The organism is Ornithinimicrobium sp. (genome assembly GCF_030537745.1).
Classification (GTDB): Bacteria; Actinomycetota; Actinomycetes; order Actinomycetales; family Dermatophilaceae; genus Ornithinicoccus.
In genome coordinates this window covers 1-18806 of sequence record NZ_JAUNVI010000050.1, presented here as the reverse complement: position 1 = coordinate 18806, position 18806 = coordinate 1, and the positions used below count along the sequence as shown (strand labels likewise).

Here is an 18806-nt window from a genome sequence, read left to right as displayed (position 1 = left end):
GGTGAAGTCGCCTATGTGACACAACAGGCGAAGTTCGCTACCTCTGTAAAGACGAAGACCGCGTATGCGCTTGACGGCCACGCCTCCAAAGCCACAGCACGAGTTGGTGCACACCGACGCCCACACCTGTATTGGCTAGACCCAAGAGTGCTGCGTAGGTCCACGAACTCCAGCCGTCAAGGGATCCTTGCAGGAAAACGACCAGGGGCCAGCCGATGGCACCTATCGCGAGGGCGGATTTCCACCATCTACCGAAGACTAGCCCAAACAAGAGCATTGAAGGGATCAAGGAGATGCACCCTCAATTGCCGTAAAGGTAGTTGTGGGAGAGTAGGCTTGAACACCCGCCACTCTTTGTGGCAGGCCAGGCCCAGTATGTTGATCCGTTGCCCTTGCCTTCCGCGCGCGTGCGATTGTAGGTGTTGTACGTGGTATTGCCCGAACCGGGGCAGAAGGGATTATTCTGGTAGGCGGCGAAGATGTTGCTCGACGATTTCGTGCAATTGTAGACGTTATTCCAATCCCAGGTACTCAACGTCCAGCCAGTTTGTGACATGTGGCGGTGCTATTGTGTTCCAGTCGCGCTGGTAACGCATGAACCATTGTAGTTCCATGTGGTCCGGACAAAAGTATAGGTCACGTCCCAGCCGGGGGGGTCCTCATACCATGATTGCGTCCACCCGGATTTCGATGCGGCCGGTTGGTTTGCTGGCTCACTTTTCGGAGTGTCCGCCCCGACGTACGTGGCAGGCTGGTCCTGAGCAGAATGCTCCATTTGGACAGCCTTGACCTCATCTCCATTAAGCTCGCGAATATGGTACTTGGACTCGCAGGTTTCTGGGTTGAATGCTGTTTCCACTCCGTGGACGCCAGTCACGTGAGTCTCGGAGGATGCACTCTGCGACATTTGGCAGGCGCCGTCAGCGTCCTTCTCGCCTCGGACTAACTCGACACGGCCATCACGTGGCTCAGCACCCCTGTCGTAAATAACCCAGTCGCCGTCATATCGTACGGTGTAACCTTCCGGGCCAGTGGCATCAGAACTGTTGTCCTGGTCAATCGCCGGTGCGGGGACAACAAGAAGCCCCACCAGGAGAGCACCCCCCGCGGCCGCCACCCCTACCGAACGCGTGATCCGCCATAGTCTCATGACTGTCGCCTCCTCGGACCTCAGCCCCGGGCGCCGTGGCTCAGGTGAGACATCCGGTCGTAGTCGTGGTTATGCTACCACGTCGAAGAGTTGGGGCGCCTGCTGACCAACGCCGAGATGGATTCCCATTCAGCCTTCGCCGCCTGCTCGCGGCTGGTGACCTTCCTGGGGTGTGCGCCGCGGAGTCTCCTCGCCCCTGAGGAGCGGACAGTGAGGCGAGGGCGGATCCTGACCGATGCGAGCCTCCTGACCTTGAGCACGCCGCCGACGATCGCGCCAAGCAGCGCCGCAAGAAGCTCCGTCATGCTGCGCAGTACAGGGTCCGGCGCCTACCTTCCCTCGGCACAGCTGGCGTACCGCGCTCCTCAACTGCCGGCTGGCCCTGCCTTCGTCGACCGGTAGGCGTGCTCCCGACTGATGCCGAGCAGCATGCCCGCCCCGTCGACACAGTTGCCGCCCTTGGCGGGCCGTCACCAGCACGTGCCACGTCTTCGTGGTCAACGGCGTCGGCGGTCAGCCTATGTGGTCGGATCCTTCCATGAGGATGCTCCAGCGTTGTAGTGGGTGGTAGGTGGTTCCGGTGCCGAACGAGTGATGGGCGCGCGCGGCGAGGACCTCGTCGTCGCTGGGGGCTCGACCGGGTTTCATGTCGCTGGTGAGCCGCTGGGTTCTCTGGTGCCAGACGTCTTCGTTGAACTCGCGCCAGGGCAGGCCGTGCTCGGCGACACGCGCGGCAACCCAGCCTGCGGACGGGGCCCTGCCCAGATCGATGGCGTCGAGGGCGATGTTGCGGGCGATCTGCTGATAGTCGGTCCCGATTGTGCTCCGGCCTGACGGCGACGGGATCTGGCTGCTGGCCTCGGTCATGGTGCCCTGTATTCAGGGTGGCCGCCAGGTCAGGGGGCCATCGTCGGGCCGCCCGGCCAGGTGGTGCAGGGCCGTTGCCGTGAATCTGGTGATGCGGTGGGTCAGCGCACTGGGCTCGGTCTCTTCAGCGTGGGGGACGGGCGTGGCTGGGCCGGGGAAGAAGGGGCCATGTCCGCTGGTGTAGAGCTGCCAGGTCATCCTGGCCAGATGGTAGTCGTCACTGATGTCGCACGCTCCGTAGATCAGACGAGCCTGCTCGATGGCGGCGTACATTTGACAGGGCGTGCAGGCGGCCCACCGGCGGGCGGAGTAGTCAATGGGCGGTGGATCGTCTTCCAGTGCGGTGGCGAGATCGTCCAGGCCCGCGAGGAAGCCGCCCCAAAGTCCGGCTCGGCGCATGCGGCTGATCAGCGCGGGTGGGATGGTGGCGAAGGCAGCGGGGAGGCCCAGATCCAGGGCGATGAGCGACCAGGGCCGGGTGCTGCCCACTTTGGCCAGCAGCATGGACGCGGCCGCGCGGGCGGGGATGTCCTGGTCGTCGATCCACTCGCTGAGTACGCCGGGCCAGATGACCTGAGGGATCCATTCCAGTCGGGTCTGGCCGGGCCAGATCCTCGGGTAGTCCTGAATGTCGCCGGGCGGGAACCGGCTGGTTCAGCACCATCAGGGCGACCTGTGCCGCAGCCAGGAAGCCCCCGGCTTCGTCCGGCTCGGCTGCCAGGACGGTCTTGACGCCGACCAGCTCGTCCACGAGCTCGAACAGTGCGTCCAGGTGGTCCCGGTGAGTCGTGCGAATGCCGGCCACCGTGATGGTGGAGCGTGGACTGGTGGCTGCGGCCGTGGCCATGTGGTGCAGGGCACTCAGGCACTGGGCTTGGTCGGCGCTCGGTCGGTCGGTGGGTGCTTCTCGTAGGTCCTGGCCGCAGCGGTGCCGGTGTCGTCGTGGTTCGGGTTGCTCTCCGTAGGCCAGAGGGCAGGCCCACAGGGGGCTGGTGACCGTCAGCCAGGAGGGTTTGCTGAACGGTGCTGCCCCGCAGCTCGGGCAGCAGGTGAGCAGCAGCACCTCGTGGGTGGGGCAGGCGCCGGGCTGCCGGGTCAGCCACGACCGTGACCATGTGCCCGATTCGGCCAGGCAGCGAGGGCAGTAGCGGAACGTGGGGGAGGGGATGCGTCCGGTCCGATAGGCCCGTACATACCTGTCCAGTTCGGCGTCCAGGACCGGGCCTTGAGGCGGGGACCGTTGGCTGGAGCCGAAGGGGTGGTGCGGGCCGAGCCGCTCGGTGAGGGTGGCACTGTTACCGCGCAGGTGCTCCTCGAGCGTGGGCACGGATGCTGCGGTGCGGGGTATGCCCAGAGCGACCAAGGTCGCGGATGCAGAGAGGCCGTACCGGTCGGCCAGCCGCCACAGCCAACTCACCGGGTGCTCCTGCGCAGCCGGGGCGACGGCGATCGGCCACCGGTTGATGTCGTACCCGCCAGGCACGGCCCGCAGCCCGCGGCCTTGGCCTGCGGACTGCGGGTCAGGCTGTGCCGGCCAGGCGGTGGGCGGCATTGTCGGTCAACGCGGAGTCGAGGACACCGGGGTTGATGGTCTCGGCCCCGGAGGCGATTGCCAGGTAGGCGGCGCGGTCGATGAGGTTGGTCAGGGACGCGATCCGCCCCTGGGTACGACGGTGCAGCTCCTTGGCCTGGGTCACGAGCATTCCGGGTTCGCCGTCGGCCAGGATCAGGTGCCCCTCCAGAGTGGTGAGCAAGTCGGACCAGGCGCGGGCGCCGGCGTCATTGTCGATGCTGAACGGTGTCACCGGGCAGCGCGTGGCCCGTCGGCTCATCTGAGCGTAGACGGCCTGCTCACCGTCCATGCCCTCGTCGAAGAAGCGTTTGTCCATCAGGTTCACCCCGACGTACAGGAACGTGACCGGTAGCGCGTTGGCCAGGCTCTTGAGGTGGTTGGACACCTCGATCCCGTTCTTGTGCCGGAAGTCGATGAAGTGCAGGTCATCGATCACGACCAGCCGGGTCTGACAGGTCGTGACGCAGTCCACGGCCAGCGAGGTCAGTTGCGTCCGGTTGTTCGCGCGCTCTGCGGCGGGATGGTCGTAGAACTTCAGGATCTGCTGGTTCAACCCCTTCAACGTGACTCCGGCGGCCAGCGGCACGAACGCGACCGGCAGCCGCTGACTGCCATCGGCGGTGGCTGGGGAGTGGCGGCGGTACTCGCGTCGATGGACCTCGCGGGCGAACCGGGTCGCGATCGTCGTCTTGCCCAATCCGGGCTCAGCGTCGACGACCGCAGAGCCACGCAGCTTGTCCCCGTCGCGGCGGCCCGAGGCCATCACCTGGTCCAGGACCTGGAAGGCCCGGGTCAACTGCTGGGTCTTGATGGTCGGCGGGTTGGCGTTCCACACGCACCTGGCCTCGTTGTAGTCGGCCAGGGTGTCCTCATCCAGGGCCCGCATCTGGGCGCGGGACAGGACCTCGAACCTGGGCCGGGGTGCTGCGTTCACGAAGGCGTCCCACCCGGCCTTGCGGGACAACTGATACGGGGCGGTGTCGTACTCACCCAGCCACGCCGCCCACGGAGTCGGCGCGGTCATTCGTCGAACACCTCCAGCCCGTCGGCATCTGGATGCTCCTCGTAATATCGGGCGAACACGTCGTCCACGTCGTCGACCACCTGCAGCGGTTGCCGCTTTGTGCGTTCGGCCAGCAGGTCGACCACCCCCGGCAGCGAGGCCACCTGCTCCGCCGCTGATGTCCGCTGGCCGTCCTCACCAGTCGTTGCAGCCTCACTCCCGCCGGGTAGTCCGCCGACGTCGTGGCTGCGGGTGCTGGCCAACTTGAGCGCCATGGCCTTGTCCCGCCGGGTGGTAACTTCCTGCTTCGACCAGGCACCCAGCAGGTCCTGCACAGCGGTCAGCGGATCGACGTGCCGGTTCTCCCGCAACGCGAGCTTCTTGGTGTACTCCGCGGCGTCCCTGGAGAACGGCTGGTCCAGCCCAGGCGCATGCTCCCACTCCAGGGGCGAGAAGGTCTTGGTGTCGGGGTCCTGGAACCAGACCCGACGCACGTCGTGGGCGTCAAGGAAGATCGGCCACTTGCCCGCGTGCACGCCCCCGTACGGCGACTTGCGGTTGCGGTGCGTGTTCAGGGTGGGGCCGTCGTAGCGGCGGCCGTGGACCTCGACGCCGTAGTGCTGGACCGTGCGCCACGCGACGTCCAGGAACAGGAAAGGCAGGTCCGGGTGGGCGGGAACGGTCAGCCCGCCGGTCTTGGTCAGGCCGATCGCGAACATCTCGGCCGGGGCCAGCGCCATGCCCGGGACCTCGGGGACGCAGAGCCCGTCGTGCTTGGTGTGGTGGTAGACGGTTCCGATCCACTCCCGGATGATCTGCTCCAGCTCGGCGACGTACAGGAACGCCTGGTCCTCGACATCGGCGCCGCGGTGGAACACGTCCGGTCCCTTGTAGGCGGGCAGGTGCTGCAGCAGGCCCTGGTTCAGGGTGCGGAAGAACCGCTCGATCGTCGGCTTGTCGGTCGGCTTGTACGGGATCGCTGGCTGCACGGTGATCCCGAGCCGGGCACACGCAGCGATCACATGCTCGGACAGGTAGGTCTTGCCGTGGTCGACCACGATCGCCTCCGGCAGGCACGCCGGCAACCCGGCGACCCGCTCCTGGGACAGTCCGTCCGGGTCCTCGGTGCCGACCAACAGGTTGGCCGGGACACCGTGGAAGGGCCACCACCCGTCATCGGCACCGGACCGCTGCGGGGTCACGCACTGGTAGAGCACGTTGGCCACGTCGGCGGACTTCGTCGATACCGGAGACAGGCGCAGACCCAGGACGCACCGGGTGAACAGGTCCTGCGCGATCGTCAACTCCACCGGCACCCAACGCAGCGTCACCGGCTCCATCGCGAACACGTCCAACGGGGTGGTGTCCAGCACCACGTACTCACCCGGCCGCGTGGCCCGCAACCGCCCGTACGGACCACCGGGACGATTCGCGACCGAGCGGCGGGTCTTGCCCGACCCGAACGCGTGCCGCCCCTTGGACAGCTCGCCCAGTCGGCGGTAGGCCGTCGTCCGCGGCGGGCAGACAACCACTCCAGGGCCGTGCTCCTCCTCGACCTGCCGACGGACACGGTCGATGACGACGTTCATCGTCGGGGTCGATGACGAGACGTGCTCCCGCAGCACCGCCAGGCACGCCGCGTCCCAGCGCGGATCGACCGACGGGGCGTACCGGTTGAGCATCCGGCTGTCCGCCAGCCCGGCCAGACCGGCTTGGCGGTAACCAGAGATCCACCTCAGGACGGTGCGGGTGGACACGCCATGCTCGGCCGCTGCGTCGGCGCAGCGCTGCTTCAAGGACCGCGTGTCCGCCGGATCGGCGTGCAGCACGCCCCGCACCAGCGCGGCCCGCTGTTCGAGCGTGGCTCGCTGATTCTTGGTCAGGCCGGAGAGCACGACGTTGACGGGCTCGCCATGGGTCGCCTGGTCGCCGGTGTCGTCGGAGACCAGGGTGGCGTGGCGGACGAGGTCGGCCGTGGCGACCGAACGCAGATTGCCATCGCTGGCCAGCATCGTCCGTTGCGGATCGAGCTCCCGGACCAGGTACATGCCGCCCTCGAACCAGACACGGGCTCCGACATGCAACTCCACCACTGCTGCGCTCATGATCATCCTCCTCCTCGGATGCTGATGGTCGCGGTGCCGTCGACAGGCTTGGTCATGTCCACGGTCCAGTCCCCGCGCCACAGCAAGCCCAGGACGGCGAGCCGGCCACGCGGGTGGCCACAGGCGGCCAGGAGGTCTTCGACCTGACCGACCTTCATGCCTGTACGCGCGGCAGCGGCCGCCGCCGCCAGCTCGGACGGTTGGATCCCGCGGCGGGCGACAGCGAACCCCCGGATGTTCGCCAGCGCGACCGGGTCTGCGCCGGACCACACCTGATAACCGACGCCCTTGGCCTGGCACAGGCGCGCGGTCCACCGGAACACCGCCTGGACCTGCGATCGCTTGACGAACTGGGCGGGCTTGACGTCCACGACCGTCATGGAGCCGCGCTGGTCGGTTAGCAGCAGGTCCGGTGCGTGCCGCCGGGTGGTCCCGTCATCAGGGCCGGCGAACCACATCGGCTGCGCGGCGATCCAGCGGACGTCGGGGTCGAAGTCCGCCAGCCACAATCGATCCAACTCCAGCCGGCTTTCGTATGGCACGTGCCCGCCCGTGGTCGCCGACCAGAACCGACCGCAGTAGTGACGTTGCCGTGCGTGCGACCTGAGCCTGCGCACCGGCAGCGCGGTGGAGGCACGCTCGAGGTCCAGCAGCCGCAACGAGGTCGTGACAGCCTCGCCGTCGGCAGCGACGTAACGAACTTCAGTGTCCAGCGGGTCCTTAGCGCCCACGACCCTCATCCTGTCGTCGTGACACGAAACTGGGACGCGGTGACACGCAGGTGTCACGAAATTGGGACGGTGACACGAAATCCGGGTTCCTACAACTCTGCGAGACGAGTTGTTGGGGAGAGTCGGGAACAAGGGCGCTCTCACCACAGTTGAGCCTGATGGACTCAATTTCAGTGAGTCTCAGCTTGACAAGAGTCATGCTGAGCCGCACAGTTGAGTGCAGACGTATCAACCTCTCAACATCAAGGAGATTCCCACATGGGACGTGCAGTAGGCATCGACCTCGGCACCACCAACTCGGCGGTCGCCGTCCTTACCGGCGGGGAGCCGGAGATCATCGCCAACGCCGAGGGCGGGCGCACCACCCCTTCCGTCGTCAGCTTCGCCAAGAACGGTGAGGTGCTCGTCGGTGAGGTCGCCAAGCGGCAGGCCGTCACCAACGTGGACCGGACCATCCGCTCCGTCAAGCGCCACATGGGCACCGACTGGAAGACCCAGGACATTGACGGCAAGGTCTATAACGCGCAGGAGATCAGCGCGCGCACGCTCATGAAGCTGAAGCGCGACGCGGAGGCCTACCTCGGCGAGCCCGTCACCGATGCCGTCATCACAGTGCCGGCCTACTTCGACGACGCCGAGCGCCAGGCCACCAAGGAGGCCGGTGAGATCGCTGGCCTCCACGTCCTGCGCATTGTCAACGAGCCCACCGCCGCGGCGCTGGCCTACGGCCTGGACAAGGGCAAGGAGGACGAGCTCATCCTCGTCTTCGACCTCGGAGGCGGCACCTTCGACGTGTCCCTCCTGGAGGTGGGCAAGGACGCCGACGACGGCTTCGCGACCATCCAGGTCCGCGCCACGCACGGTGACAACAAGCTCGGTGGGGACGACTGGGACGACCGCGTCATCGAGCACCTAGTCACCACGGTGAAGAACCAGTCCGGTGTCGATCTGGCCAAGGACAAGATCGCGATGCAGCGTCTCAAGGACGCCGCGGAGCAGGCCAAGAAGGAGCTGTCGTCCTCGACCTCGACGACGATCAACCTGCAGTACCTGTCGATGGGCGAGAACGGCCCGATCCACCTGGACGAGACGCTGAGCCGGGCTCAGTTCGAGCAGATGAATAAGGATCTGCTGGAGCGCACCAAGGCTCCGTTCGAGCAGGTCATCAAGGACGCCGGCATCAAGGTGTCTGAGATCGACCACGTCGTCCTCGTCGGTGGCTCCACCCGCATGCCCGCCGTCGTCGAGCTGATCAAGGAGCTCACGGGCGGTCAGGAGCCCAACAAGGGCGTCAACCCCGATGAGGTCGTCGCTGTGGGCGCGGCCCTGCAGGCCGGTGTCCTCAAGGGCGAGCGTAAGGACGTGCTCCTGATCGACGTCACCCCGCTGAGTCTGGGCATCGAGACCCAGGGCGGCATCATGACCCGCCTGATCGAGCGCAACACCGCGATCCCGACCAAGCGCAGCGAGGTCTTCACCACGGCCAGCGACAACCAGCCGTCGGTGGGCATCCAGGTCTACCAAGGTGAGCGGGAGATCGCCCAGCACAACAAGCTGCTCGGCAACTTCGAGCTGACCGGCGTCGCCCCGGCCCCCCGTGGCGTGCCGCAGATCGAGGTCACCTTCGACATCGACGCCAACGGCATCGTGCACGTCTCCGCCAAGGACCGTGGCACGGGCAAGGAGCAGTCGATGACGATCTCTGGTGGCAGCGCGCTCGCCAAGGACGAGATCGAGCGCATGATCAAGGACGCCGAGGCGCACGCCGAGGAGGACAAGTTGCGCAAGGACGAGACTGAGCTCCACAACACCGCGGAGCAGTTGGTCTACTCCACGGAGAAGTTCCTGGCCGACTCCGGCGACCAGGTGCCGGCCGAGGCTCGTGGCCCGGTGGACACCGCGTTGACCGACCTCAAGGATGCGCTGAAGGCTGACTCCGGCGCCTCTTCGGATGACCTCAAGGCCAAGATGGAGACCCTGTCGACCGAGTCTCAGAAAATGGGTTCGGCCATGTATGCCGCACAGGCCGACGGCGCAGCCGCCGGGGCTGGAGCAGGTGCCGGCTTCGCCGACGGGACCGGCGCGGCGGACATCGACCCTGACGCCGCTTCGGGCAACGACGAGGGCGACGGCGACGTTGTTGACGCCGAGGTCGTGGACGACGAGGACTCCAAGTGACGCAGCCCGACAACACCCACCCCGAGGGTGCTCCTGGCGACGAGGAGCACCCCCGGCGGGGCCCGGTGATCCGAGACAAGCGGCGCATCGATCCCGAGACGGGCCGAGCCCGGAGCCCCGAGGGGACGCCACCGCCGCCGGCCGACGCAGGTCCGGCGCGGCCGAGCCCCGAGGGCGACCTGGCCGTTGCCACGGAGGATGCCCTGTCCGGCGGCGTCGACCAGAGTCACCCGGACACCGCTCTGGCCGCCGAGCGCCTCGAGGAGATGCGCAGGATGCAGGCGGAGTTCGTTAACTTCCGTAGCCGCACCCAACGGGAGCGAGAGGGTGACCGCACTCGGGCAACCGGAGTGGTCGTCGAAGCTCTCCTGCCAGTGATGGACGACATCCACATGGCGCGAGAGCACGGCGAGTTGACCGATGGCCCGTTCGCCGCCATTGCCGACAAGTTGGAGCAGGCCCTGGCGCGTTTTGGCGTGGAGCGGGTCGGCACCGTCGGAGACGTCTTCGACCCGACCGTCCACGAGGCGCTCATGCACCTGCCCGCCGACACTCCCGGAGTCTCCCTCCCCGGGGGGGCGACCGAGATGACGGTCATCCAGGTCATGCAGCCTGGTTTCAAGATCGGTGACCAGGTCGTGCGCGCTGCGCGCGTGGCCGTCGCCGACCCGAGCTGAAGCCCGGACGCGCGGTCTGCGCACTGCGCAGGCTGCGCGTCCGGCCCAGCAGAAGAGAACGGAGGAGGTGAGCACCGATGGTGAATCAGGACTGGTTCGAGAAAGACTTCTACGCGATCCTCGGCGTCCCCAAGGACGTCGACCCGAAAGACTTGAAGAAGAGATACCGCAAGCTCGCGCGTGAGTGGCACCCGGACGCCAAGCCCGATGACAAGACGGCCGAGCAGAAGTTCAAGGACATCGGCGAGGCGTATGCCGTGCTCTCCGACCCGGAGCAGCGAAAGCAGTATGACGCGGTCCGCGCCATGGGCGGTGGGGCTCGCTTCACCGCCGGTGGCGGCAACGGTGCCGGCGGGGGCTTCGAGGACGTCTTCGCCCAGATGTTCGGTGGTGGCGGTGGCGGTGCGCAGAACGTGCGTTTCTCCACCGGCGGTCAAGGCGGGATCGACCTCGAGGACCTTCTCGGCGCCTTCGGTGGCGCCGGCAGTCAGGGATTCCCCGGCGCAGGTCAAGGCTTCCCCCGGGGTGGCCAAGGCTTCCCCGGCGGCTTCGGACAGCGGGGTGGGCGGACCAAGGGCCAGGACATCGAGGCCAGGACCACGCTGGACTTCCAGGCTGCTGCCACGGGTGACACCGTGACGCTGAGCAAGCCCGACGGCGGCCGGATCACCACCCGGATCCCGGCGGGCGTCAAGGACGGCCAGAAGATCCGACTGCGCGGCAAGGGAATGCCCGCGCCAGCGCCCGGCGGAGAGGCCGGCGACATGTATCTGCACGTCACGGTCCATCCGCACCCGGTCTTCGGTCGTCAGGGCAACGACCTAACGGTCGACCTTCCCGTCACGTTCGCGGAAGCGGCACTCGGCGCGACCGTGACGGTGCCGACCCTGGAGGGCACGACCGTCAAAGTCAAGGTTGCCCCAGGCACCCCGTCGGGGCGCGTGCTGCGCGTCAGGGGCCGCGGCATCAAGGCCAAGTCCGGCGCCGGGGACCTGCTGGCGAAGGTGCAGGTCATGGTCCCGCAGCGACTCTCGGACAAGGCGAAAGAAGCCATCGAGGTCCTCCGGGCCGAGGAGGGCGACACCGATCCGCGCGCCGACCTGCTGCGGCGGGCCAAGGAGTGATGGTTCGTGCCTGACCGCGACACGCCCGTCTATGTCATCTCAGTGGCCGCCGAGCTGGCTGGTATGCATGCACAGACCCTGCGTCAGTACGACCGGCTCGGCCTGGTCACCCCGTCACGCACGCGTGGCGGAGGGCGCCGCTACTCCTCCCAGGACATCGATCGACTCCGCGAGGTGCAGACCCTGTCCGGGGAAGGGGTGAGCCTGGCCGGAATCCAACGGATCCTGGAGTTGGAGCATCAGGTCCAGGCCCTCCGGTCGCGCCTGACCCAGGCGCTGGTGGATAACGACAGGTTGACGGACCTGCTCACCCAAGGCGCACGCGTCTTTGCTGCGGACAGCTCCGGTGAGGTCGTCGCGCTGCGGGCCGGGACACGCCCGACGTCCAGAGCGGCCACCACCGCGCTGGCCCTATGGCGACCCAAGCACTGGCCGTTCGTGGACTGAGACGCTCGATCAGTGGCGGAGAAAGATGGTGCCTCCACACCTGCCGTCATAGAGGGGGCAGGATGGTCGTGTGACCACTCCTCCCACCGGCCTTCTCCCGACCTACGACGACGTGCAGGCTGCAGCCGACGTCCTTGAGCGCGTGGCCCACCGCACCCCCGTGCTCCGCTCCCGTCGGCTGGACGAGCTGGCCGGATGCGAGGTGTTCCTGAAGGCCGAGCATCTCCAGCGGGTGGGTGCGTTCAAGTTTCGTGGCGCCTACAACGCGTTGTCGCAGCTGCCGCAGGACCGGCGCGGTGCGGGGGTCGTGGCCTACTCCTCGGGCAACCATGCCCAGGCGGTGGCGCTCGCAGCCAGGTTGCTCGATATACCCGCCACCATCGTGATGCCGCACGACGCGCCTGAGCTCAAGGTGGCCGCGACGGAGGGCTATGGCGCCACGATCGTGCGCTACGACCGCTACACGCAGGACCGGGAAGCGATCGCGGCCGACCTCGCGGCACGCACCGGGGCCACGGTCGTGCCGCCCTACGACCACCCCGCCGTCATCGCCGGGCAGGGCACTGCCGTCAAGGAGCTCCTGGAGGAGGCCTCCCGGTTGGACGTGATCGTGGTGCCATTGGGGGGCGGGGGACTTCTTGCAGGGTCGCTGCTCAGCGTGGCGGCGGTCTCGCCCCGAACCCAGGTATGGGGTGTGGAGCCCGAGGCAGGCGACGACGGCCGCCGCTCGCTGGAGGCCGGGAGGATCGTCACCATCGAGCCGCCGCGCACCATCGCCGACGGTGCCCAGACGCTGCACCTGGGCGAGCTCACCTTCCCGATCATCCGCGAGCACGTTGCTGGGATCGTCACTGCAACCGACGACCAGCTCGTGGACGCGATGCGGGTCATTGCGTCCACGCTCAAGCAGGTCGTTGAGCCGACCGGGGCGTTGGGTCTGGCGGCCCTGCTCTCCGGTGCGGTGCCGGTCGAGCCAGGCCAGCGGGTTGGCGTCGTCCTGTCCGGTGGCAACGTCGACCTGGCGCGGTTTGCCGAGCTCGTTTCAGGCTGAGCCAGCACGGCATACCTCGCCGGTGTCCGCCGGCCCGCCCGGTCGCGGCACACTAAGAGGCGTGCCAGCCTCTGCCCCGTCTGCCCGCGTGCCGATCCCGCGCGAGATCTGGGTGCTGATCTGCGCGGCCTTCGCCATCGCGGTCGGCTTCGGCCTGGTCTCACCGGTGCTCCCCGTCTACGCCAAGTCTTTTGACGTCGGGGTCGCGGCGGCCACCGTGGTGGTGTCGATCTTCGCTTTCTTCCGGCTCATATTCGCCCCTGCCGGCGGCGTCCTCGTCGAGCGGCTGGGGGAGCGACGGATCTATCTGTCTGGCCTGATCATCGTCGCCATCTCCTCACTGGCGACGGCGTTCGCGGCAAACTACTGGCAGTTGCTCATCTACCGCGGCCTCGGCGGCATCGGCTCGACGATGTTCACGATCTCCTCGATGGCCCTGATCGTCCGGCTCGCGCCCCCGTCGGCCCGCGGGCGAGTGTCGTCGGTCTACGCCACCGCGTTCCTCATCGGCAGCATGATCGGGCCGGTGATCGGGGGAGTGCTGGCCGAGTGGGGGCTGCGCGTGCCCTTCATCGTGTATGCGGTCGCGCTCTTCATCGCGGCCGCCGTCGTGAAGATTGGGCTGGGTGGGGCGCGGCTGCGGCCTCCCACCGCCGACTCGTCGGCTCGCCCCGTGCTCACCGTGGGCGAGGCCCTGCGCAACCCGTCCTACCGGGCGGTGCTGATGTCCGGCGTAGCGAACGGCTGGGTCAACTTCGGGGCCAGGGTAGCGGTCCTCCCACTGCTTGCCGCCTCGATCCTGGGCAGCCCCTGGGTGGCTGGCGCGGCGCTGGCGATCGGTGCGGTCGGCACGGCCGCGACGCTGCAGTTCTCCGGCAGGCTCGCCGACACCATCGGCCGACGTCCCTTGATCTTGGCAGGACTAGTGATCCTCGGCCTGACCTTCGGGCTGATCGGCCTCGCGGACCACGCCGGCCTGTCCACGACCGTGGCGCTGAGCATTTTGTTTGGCCTGTGTCTCCTCTCCGGCGTGGGTGCCGGGCTGATCGGCCCAGCGACGCAGGCCGCGGTGGCCGACATCATCGGCAACGACCGCAACGGTGGCAAGGTCCTGGCGGTCTTTCAGATGGCGCAGGACACGGGCACGATCCTCGGTCCGATCCTCATCGGCCTGGTCGTTGACGCGGCGGGCTTCGAGTTGGCCTTCGCCCTGTGTGGGCTGATCGCCCTGATCGGCGCTCTGCCGTGGATCCGTGCGCCCGAGACCGTTGTGCTACAACCTCAGGAGACGAAAGGTCAATGACATGCTGAAACTCGGGATCATGGCTACCAGCCGCAAAGCGTTCGAGCGACGACTGCCGATCCACCCCGCTCACGTCCAGCGGATCGACGACGAACTGCGACCACTGGTCTTCCTCGAGACCGGCTATGGCGAGGCCTTCGGGGTGTCCGACGACGAGCTGGCGCCGCACGTCGGGGGAATGCGCGCACGTGAAGACCTGATCGCCGAGTGCGACGTCATCCTCCTGCCCAAGCCGCAGGCTGCGGACCTGGCCGAGCTTCGTCCAGGGCAGATCCTGTGGGGCTGGCCACATTGTGTGCAGGACCAGGAGCTGACCCAGACGGCGATCGACAGCAAGCTGACCCTGATCGCCTTCGAAGCGATGAACCATTGGCACAAGGATGGCTCCTTCTCGCTGCACGTGCTGCACGCCAACAATGAGATCGCCGGGTATGCCTCGGTGCTGCACGCCCTCACGCTCATCGGAGTGACGGGGTCCTACGGGCGTCGGCTCAGGGCCATCGTCCTCGGGTTCGGCTCGACGGCTAGAGGTGCTGTCCGGGCGTGCACGGCGATGGACATGGCGCACATCACGGTGCTGACGCGTCGCGACACCACCGCAGTGGCATCACCGATGCAGTCCGTCGAGCTTCTCCAGCACGAGCCAGGCTGGGTGGGCGGCGAGGAAGGCGTCGTGTTCACCCCTTCCGGTGACGTCCCGCTGCCGGAGTTCCTGGCGGGGTATGACGTGATCGTCAACTGCGTGCTGCAGGACCCGAACCGGCCGATGATGTTCCTCACCAACGCCGATCTGCCCAAGCTCGCGCCGGGCACGCTCGTGGTGGACGTCTCTTGTGACGAGGCCATGGGTTTCGAGTGGGCGATGCCGACCGACTTTGACGCGCCGATGTTCGAGGTCGGGGATCACGTGCGTTACTACAGCGTCGACCACACGCCGACCTACCTCTTCGATTCGGCGACCTGGGAGATCAGCGAGGCCCTGCTGCCGCACCTCGCCACCGTGCTCGAGGGACCGAACGCCTGGGCCGCCGACCCGACGGTGAGCCGGGCCGTCGAGATTCAGGACGGGGTCATCCGCAACCCCGACATCCTCGCCTTCCAGTCACGCAGCGCCGACTATCCGCACCAGGTGCAGCGATGACGGGCACGGGAGGCCCCCATGCGGGCAGCGAGCACCTGATCGTGCTGCCAGAGCGTACGGCCGCGGATTCGCTGGCCGAGGAGCTGCGTGAGGAAGGCTTCGAGCACGTGCGGGTCGTGGCGGAGGCCTGGAGGACGAAAGAGGGCCCGGAGCGCGATCAGTGGGCGGTCTACGTCCTCGACACGCGGTTGCCCGACACCTCGGGGGGCGGTGCCTACGAGGGACTGCGGGACCGATTCGTCGACGTGGCTCGTCAGCATGGCGGCTCCTATGATCAGCCCGGTGACGCCCGTCCCCCGACGGACTGACCCACCGGGGCTGAGTGGCTTGTCGCCCGCACACCGTCAGCAGAGAATGGGCGCATGAGGCAGGTCGAGGTCGAGCGAAAGTTCGAGATTGGTGCGGACGCCCCGATCCCGAGCCTGGAGGGTCTGGCCAAGCTGGGGTCGTCCCGTGAGCACCGGATGCGAGCAGTGTATGTCGACACCCGCGACCTAGTCCTGGCCCGTCACCGGATCACCCTGCGCCGACGAGAGGGTGGCAGTGATGAGGGCTGGCACCTGAAACTGCCGCTCGCCGACGGGGCCAGGCTCGAGGTGCACGCGCCATTGGTCGGTGGGCCCGGCTGCATGCGGGTGCCGGAGGATCTTCGGGCCGAGGTGGTGGGAGCACTCGAGCAGGCGTGGACGGGAGGTGCCGAATGGGCGCTGCTGCCTGCGGCGGTGCTGACGACGGTGCGGGTCGAGACGGATCTGCTGCGTGCGGACGGCGGGCTGGTTGATGACGTGCTTGCGCAGCTGTGCGACGACACCGTGGGCGCTCAACCCGCGGCCCTGACGTGGCGTGAGCTGGAGGTGGAGCTGGTCGCCGACAATGCCGAAGGCCAGGTCCTGCTGGCCGCAATCGTCGAGGCGTTTGCGGACCAGGGCGTCACTGTCTCGGACTCGCCGTCCAAGCTGGCCCGCGCACTGGGGGATCGCCCGGCGCGGGCCGCGCGCGGAGAGGTGCCCTCGCTCGATGGTCCTGCCACCGAGGTGCTGCACGCCTACCTTGCCGAACAGGTCGCCGGGATCATCGGCCGCGAGGAGGAGGTGCGGGTCGATGCCGCGGACGCGGTGCATAAGACGCGCGTGGCCACCCGTCGCCTGCGCAGCGCCCTGCGCAGCTTCGACCGGCTCGTCGATCGCGAGGTCACCGATCCGCTCCGCGAGGAGGTGAGGTGGCTGGCTGCCGCGCTGGGAGAACCTCGCGACGCAGAGGTGATGAGGGACCTTATCCAGGGACTGCTCGACGATCTGTCGCCGGAGCAGTTGGTGGGCCCCGTCCGCGTCCGCGTCGAGACCGAGCTCGAGCGCCGACATGCCGAAGCGCACGCACGACTTGTCCAGGTGATGGATTCCGAGCGCTACCTCGCCCTGACGGACCGGCTCATGGAGTTGCTTGCGGACCCACCCTGGCGCGAAGCTGCGCGCTCCCGCGCCGGCGACGTCCTTCCGACGATGGTGGCCTCTGCGATCAAGCGGGCCAGTGCGCAATGGCGCGCGGCGCAGACGTCGGTGGGGGAGGAGCAGCTGCATCTGCTGCACGAGACCCGCAAGCGGGCCAAGGCCGTGCGCTACGCCGCGGAGGCGCTGGCCCCGTCGTTCGGGGAGGAGGTGGCGCAGGCTGCACAGACCTGGGAACAGGTCACCGAATCCCTCGGCGGCCTCCAGGACGCGGTCGTTGCCAGCCGATGGATCGCCGACCTCGCAGCGTCGGCGCAAGCCGCCGGAGAGCCCACCTTCACCTACGGGGTGATCGTCGGCGAGGAGTCCGTGACCGGCCAGGTCGCGGTGACCGAGAGCGAGGCGGCCCTCCGAGCTGCCCTCGCCCACCCCTGGCCCTAACCACCGGACGGGCGCCCTGGCCACTCCGGGCGGGCGCCCTCGCCACACTGGAGCCCAACAATCTCCACGGATGCCGGTCCACGGAACCGTCTACCAGGCGGGCGCGGTGGGCGGGAAGAGCACCTCCTGCGGCCGGTGCTCACGGTCCCGGTCGGTGTAGGCCGCTCGCATGATGTCGAACACCTCCTGGGCACGGACGCGCAATTCCTCCAGGTCAACACCGGGCAAGGTCCCGTCCTCGACCACCGTGCGGCCGGCCACCACAGTGTGGATCACGTCGCGGGCTGAGCCGTTGTAGACGAGCGTCCGCCACGGGTCCGCGCGCACACCGGTCCGTATGTCACTCAGGGAAAAGGCCGACAGGTCTGCGGTCGCCCCCACCTCCAGGCGGCCCAGGCTGGGACGACGCAGCGCATCGGCACCGCCGGGCCCTGCTGCCCGCAGGTAGCGGTCGAGTCCTACCCGCGAGTGGCCGTGCTGCAGCCGGTGGGAGTGCAGCCCCACGTCCATCCCGCGCACGAGGTCCGGCGGGAAGGAGTCACTGCCCAGCGCCACCGTCAGTCCAGCGTCCTGATAGTCCGCTATCGAGTCCAGCATCGACCCGTAGCGAAAGGAGGTCAGCGGACAGTGGATGACGCAGACCCCTGCCTCGACGAGGCGCGCCAGGTCCCCGCGGTCCTCCCCGTGCACCGCGGGATGACGGTCGAGGTAGATCCCGTGCGGCACCAACAGGTGCTGACCGAGCAGTCCTGTCTCACCCAGCAACTCCAGCGGTGTCATCCCGGAGCGCTCGAGCACCAGCTGCCGCTCCCAGAGCTGCTGGAGACAGTGCATCCGCACCGGAACCTGCAGGCGCGCGGCCTCCTGCGCCGTGCGTCGCATGAGCGACTCGCTCAGCGTCTCGACACGGCACGGCAAGAGCGCGGCGTGCACCAGGTCGTCCTGGCTCTGCGCCGCCCACTCCGCGAAGGCGAGTGCCTCGGCGAAGCTTGCCTCACCCCGCTTCTCGTCCACGACGAGTTCCCGCTCACCGTCCGCTCCTTGCGCGACGACTGCCGAACGGTAGGACGGGCCCAGATAGCCACGGATGCCCACGCGGCGGACGTGCTCGGCCACCCCCCGCAACTCCTCGTCGGTCTCGGCCCAGCAGGTGTGCACCTCCGCGGCGATCGGCATGAAGGTGGTCACCCCGTGCAATGCGAGTTGCGTGACCGCAAACTCTCGCATCGTCGCTCGCTGCTGGGCGTCGAGGGCGCCCCGGGGGGCGCCACGCCAATAGTCGGAGGAGCCCGCGAACGAGGCCTGGTGTGCAGGCGCGTGGGCGTTGTCGAGGATCAGGTGGTCGATGTCCGCTAGTGCATCAAGGTCGATGAGCCCCGGCACGACGACGGACTCCCCCAGCTCCAGGCGCTCGCCGCTGGGCCCTGGTCCAGGCCCCACCGAGACGATCGTGCTGCCCTCCCACGCGACGTGGCCCCCCCGCAGCCACCGGGGTCCGTCGGGGGTCTCGGCGAGGATGTGATCAGCGGTCAGCGTCGTGTCAGCCACCAGTGATGTATATCAGCGCGGA

15 protein-coding genes and 1 pseudogene are annotated in these 18806 nt (G+C 67.9%); 9 read left to right on the top strand and 7 right to left on the bottom strand.

Annotated elements, in window-relative coordinates:
* Nucleotides 1–1663: 1663 nt before the first annotated feature.
* From Q4P07_RS10770 to Q4P07_RS10750, 6 genes and pseudogenes are all read right to left on the bottom strand, one after another.
* Complete coding sequence (locus Q4P07_RS10770) at nucleotides 1664–2017, bottom strand: hypothetical protein (protein WP_303374920.1); 354 nt, start codon at nucleotides 2015–2017, stop codon at nucleotides 1664–1666.
* 12 nt (nucleotides 2018–2029) lie between these two features.
* Nucleotides 2030–2521, bottom strand: coding sequence for a hypothetical protein (locus Q4P07_RS10765; protein ID WP_303374919.1), 492 nt, complete (start codon nucleotides 2519–2521; stop codon nucleotides 2030–2032).
* Nucleotides 2522–3083: 562 nt separating this feature from the next.
* Nucleotides 3084–3569, bottom strand: a pseudogene (locus Q4P07_RS14370) (TniQ family protein); the annotation flags it as partial.
* A complete protein-coding gene (locus tag Q4P07_RS10760; RefSeq protein ID WP_303374918.1) occupies nucleotides 3538–4614 on the bottom strand; it encodes an ATP-binding protein in 1077 nt (358 codons plus the stop codon). The pseudogene Q4P07_RS14370 and the gene Q4P07_RS10760, both read right to left, overlap by 32 nt.
* Nucleotides 4611–6698: a helix-turn-helix domain-containing protein gene (locus Q4P07_RS10755; RefSeq protein ID WP_303374917.1), complete on the bottom strand. Its 2088-nt coding sequence runs from the start codon at nucleotides 6696–6698 to the stop codon at nucleotides 4611–4613. Before Q4P07_RS10755 ends, Q4P07_RS10760 begins: the two co-directional genes overlap by 4 nt.
* Nucleotides 6699–6700: 2 nt before the next feature.
* Nucleotides 6701–7429: a TnsA-like heteromeric transposase endonuclease subunit gene (locus tag Q4P07_RS10750; protein ID WP_303374916.1), complete on the bottom strand. Its 729-nt coding sequence runs from the start codon at nucleotides 7427–7429 to the stop codon at nucleotides 6701–6703.
* A 258-nt stretch (nucleotides 7430–7687) separates the two neighbouring features.
* On the opposite strand from Q4P07_RS10750, the gene dnaK reads away from it, so the two are divergent.
* The 9 genes from dnaK to Q4P07_RS10705 all read left to right on the top strand — a co-directional run bounded on the left by dnaK (nucleotide 7688) and on the right by Q4P07_RS10705 (nucleotide 17236).
* Nucleotides 7688–9607 (top strand): molecular chaperone DnaK, encoded by a 1920-nt coding sequence (gene dnaK / locus Q4P07_RS10745; RefSeq protein ID WP_303374915.1) that lies wholly within the window; start codon nucleotides 7688–7690, stop codon nucleotides 9605–9607.
* On the top strand, nucleotides 9604–10284 hold the full coding sequence (locus tag Q4P07_RS10740) for a nucleotide exchange factor GrpE (protein WP_303374914.1): 681 nt from the start codon (nucleotides 9604–9606) through the stop codon (nucleotides 10282–10284). Before dnaK ends, Q4P07_RS10740 begins: the two co-directional genes overlap by 4 nt.
* Nucleotides 10285–10361: 77 nt before the next feature.
* On the top strand, nucleotides 10362–11408 hold the full coding sequence (locus tag Q4P07_RS10735) for a DnaJ C-terminal domain-containing protein (RefSeq protein WP_303374913.1): 1047 nt from the start codon (nucleotides 10362–10364) through the stop codon (nucleotides 11406–11408).
* Between the two features lie 6 nt (nucleotides 11409–11414).
* Nucleotides 11415–11855, top strand: coding sequence for a heat shock protein transcriptional repressor HspR (locus Q4P07_RS10730; RefSeq protein WP_303374912.1), 441 nt, complete (start codon nucleotides 11415–11417; stop codon nucleotides 11853–11855).
* A gap of 70 nt (nucleotides 11856–11925) precedes the next feature.
* Nucleotides 11926–12906, top strand: coding sequence for a threo-3-hydroxy-L-aspartate ammonia-lyase (locus tag Q4P07_RS10725; protein ID WP_303374911.1), 981 nt, complete (start codon nucleotides 11926–11928; stop codon nucleotides 12904–12906).
* 61 nt (nucleotides 12907–12967) lie between these two features.
* Nucleotides 12968–14209, top strand: coding sequence for an MFS transporter (locus Q4P07_RS10720; protein ID WP_303374910.1), 1242 nt, complete (start codon nucleotides 12968–12970; stop codon nucleotides 14207–14209).
* A gap of 1 nt (nucleotide 14210) precedes the next feature.
* Nucleotides 14211–15350, top strand: a complete 1140-nt coding sequence (locus tag Q4P07_RS10715) for a N(5)-(carboxyethyl)ornithine synthase (protein WP_303374909.1) — start codon at nucleotides 14211–14213, stop codon at nucleotides 15348–15350.
* Nucleotides 15347–15658: a hypothetical protein gene (locus Q4P07_RS10710; RefSeq protein ID WP_303374908.1), complete on the top strand. Its 312-nt coding sequence runs from the start codon at nucleotides 15347–15349 to the stop codon at nucleotides 15656–15658. The genes Q4P07_RS10715 and Q4P07_RS10710 overlap by 4 nt, the downstream gene beginning before the upstream one ends.
* Before the next feature lie 54 nt (nucleotides 15659–15712).
* Nucleotides 15713–17236, top strand: coding sequence for a CYTH and CHAD domain-containing protein (locus Q4P07_RS10705; protein ID WP_303374907.1), 1524 nt, complete (start codon nucleotides 15713–15715; stop codon nucleotides 17234–17236).
* A gap of 90 nt (nucleotides 17237–17326) precedes the next feature.
* On the opposite strand, the gene Q4P07_RS10700 is transcribed toward Q4P07_RS10705, so the two are convergent.
* Nucleotides 17327–18784, bottom strand: coding sequence for a chlorohydrolase family protein (locus Q4P07_RS10700; protein ID WP_303374906.1), 1458 nt, complete (start codon nucleotides 18782–18784; stop codon nucleotides 17327–17329).
* Nucleotides 18785–18806 lie beyond the last annotated feature (22 nt).

Excerpts from the sequence above, each read along its gene's own strand:
- dnaK (WP_303374915.1), top strand. The coding sequence starts at position 7,688 with ATGGGACGTGCAGTAGGCATCGACCTCGGCACCACCAACTCGGCGGTC.
- Q4P07_RS10705 (WP_303374907.1), top strand. The coding sequence starts at position 15,713 with ATGAGGCAGGTCGAGGTCGAGCGAAAGTTCGAGATTGGTGCGGACGCC.
- Q4P07_RS10755 (WP_303374917.1), bottom strand. The coding sequence starts at position 6,698 with ATGAGCGCAGCAGTGGTGGAGTTGCATGTCGGAGCCCGTGTCTGGTTC.
- Q4P07_RS10765 (WP_303374919.1), bottom strand. The coding sequence starts at position 2,521 with ATGCTGCTGGCCAAAGTGGGCAGCACCCGGCCCTGGTCGCTCATCGCC.
- Q4P07_RS10715 (WP_303374909.1), top strand. The coding sequence starts at position 14,211 with ATGCTGAAACTCGGGATCATGGCTACCAGCCGCAAAGCGTTCGAGCGA.
- Q4P07_RS10735 (WP_303374913.1), top strand. The coding sequence starts at position 10,362 with ATGGTGAATCAGGACTGGTTCGAGAAAGACTTCTACGCGATCCTCGGC.
- Q4P07_RS10770 (WP_303374920.1), bottom strand. The coding sequence starts at position 2,017 with ATGACCGAGGCCAGCAGCCAGATCCCGTCGCCGTCAGGCCGGAGCACA.
- Q4P07_RS10760 (WP_303374918.1), bottom strand. The coding sequence starts at position 4,614 with ATGACCGCGCCGACTCCGTGGGCGGCGTGGCTGGGTGAGTACGACACC.
- Q4P07_RS10710 (WP_303374908.1), top strand. The coding sequence starts at position 15,347 with ATGACGGGCACGGGAGGCCCCCATGCGGGCAGCGAGCACCTGATCGTG.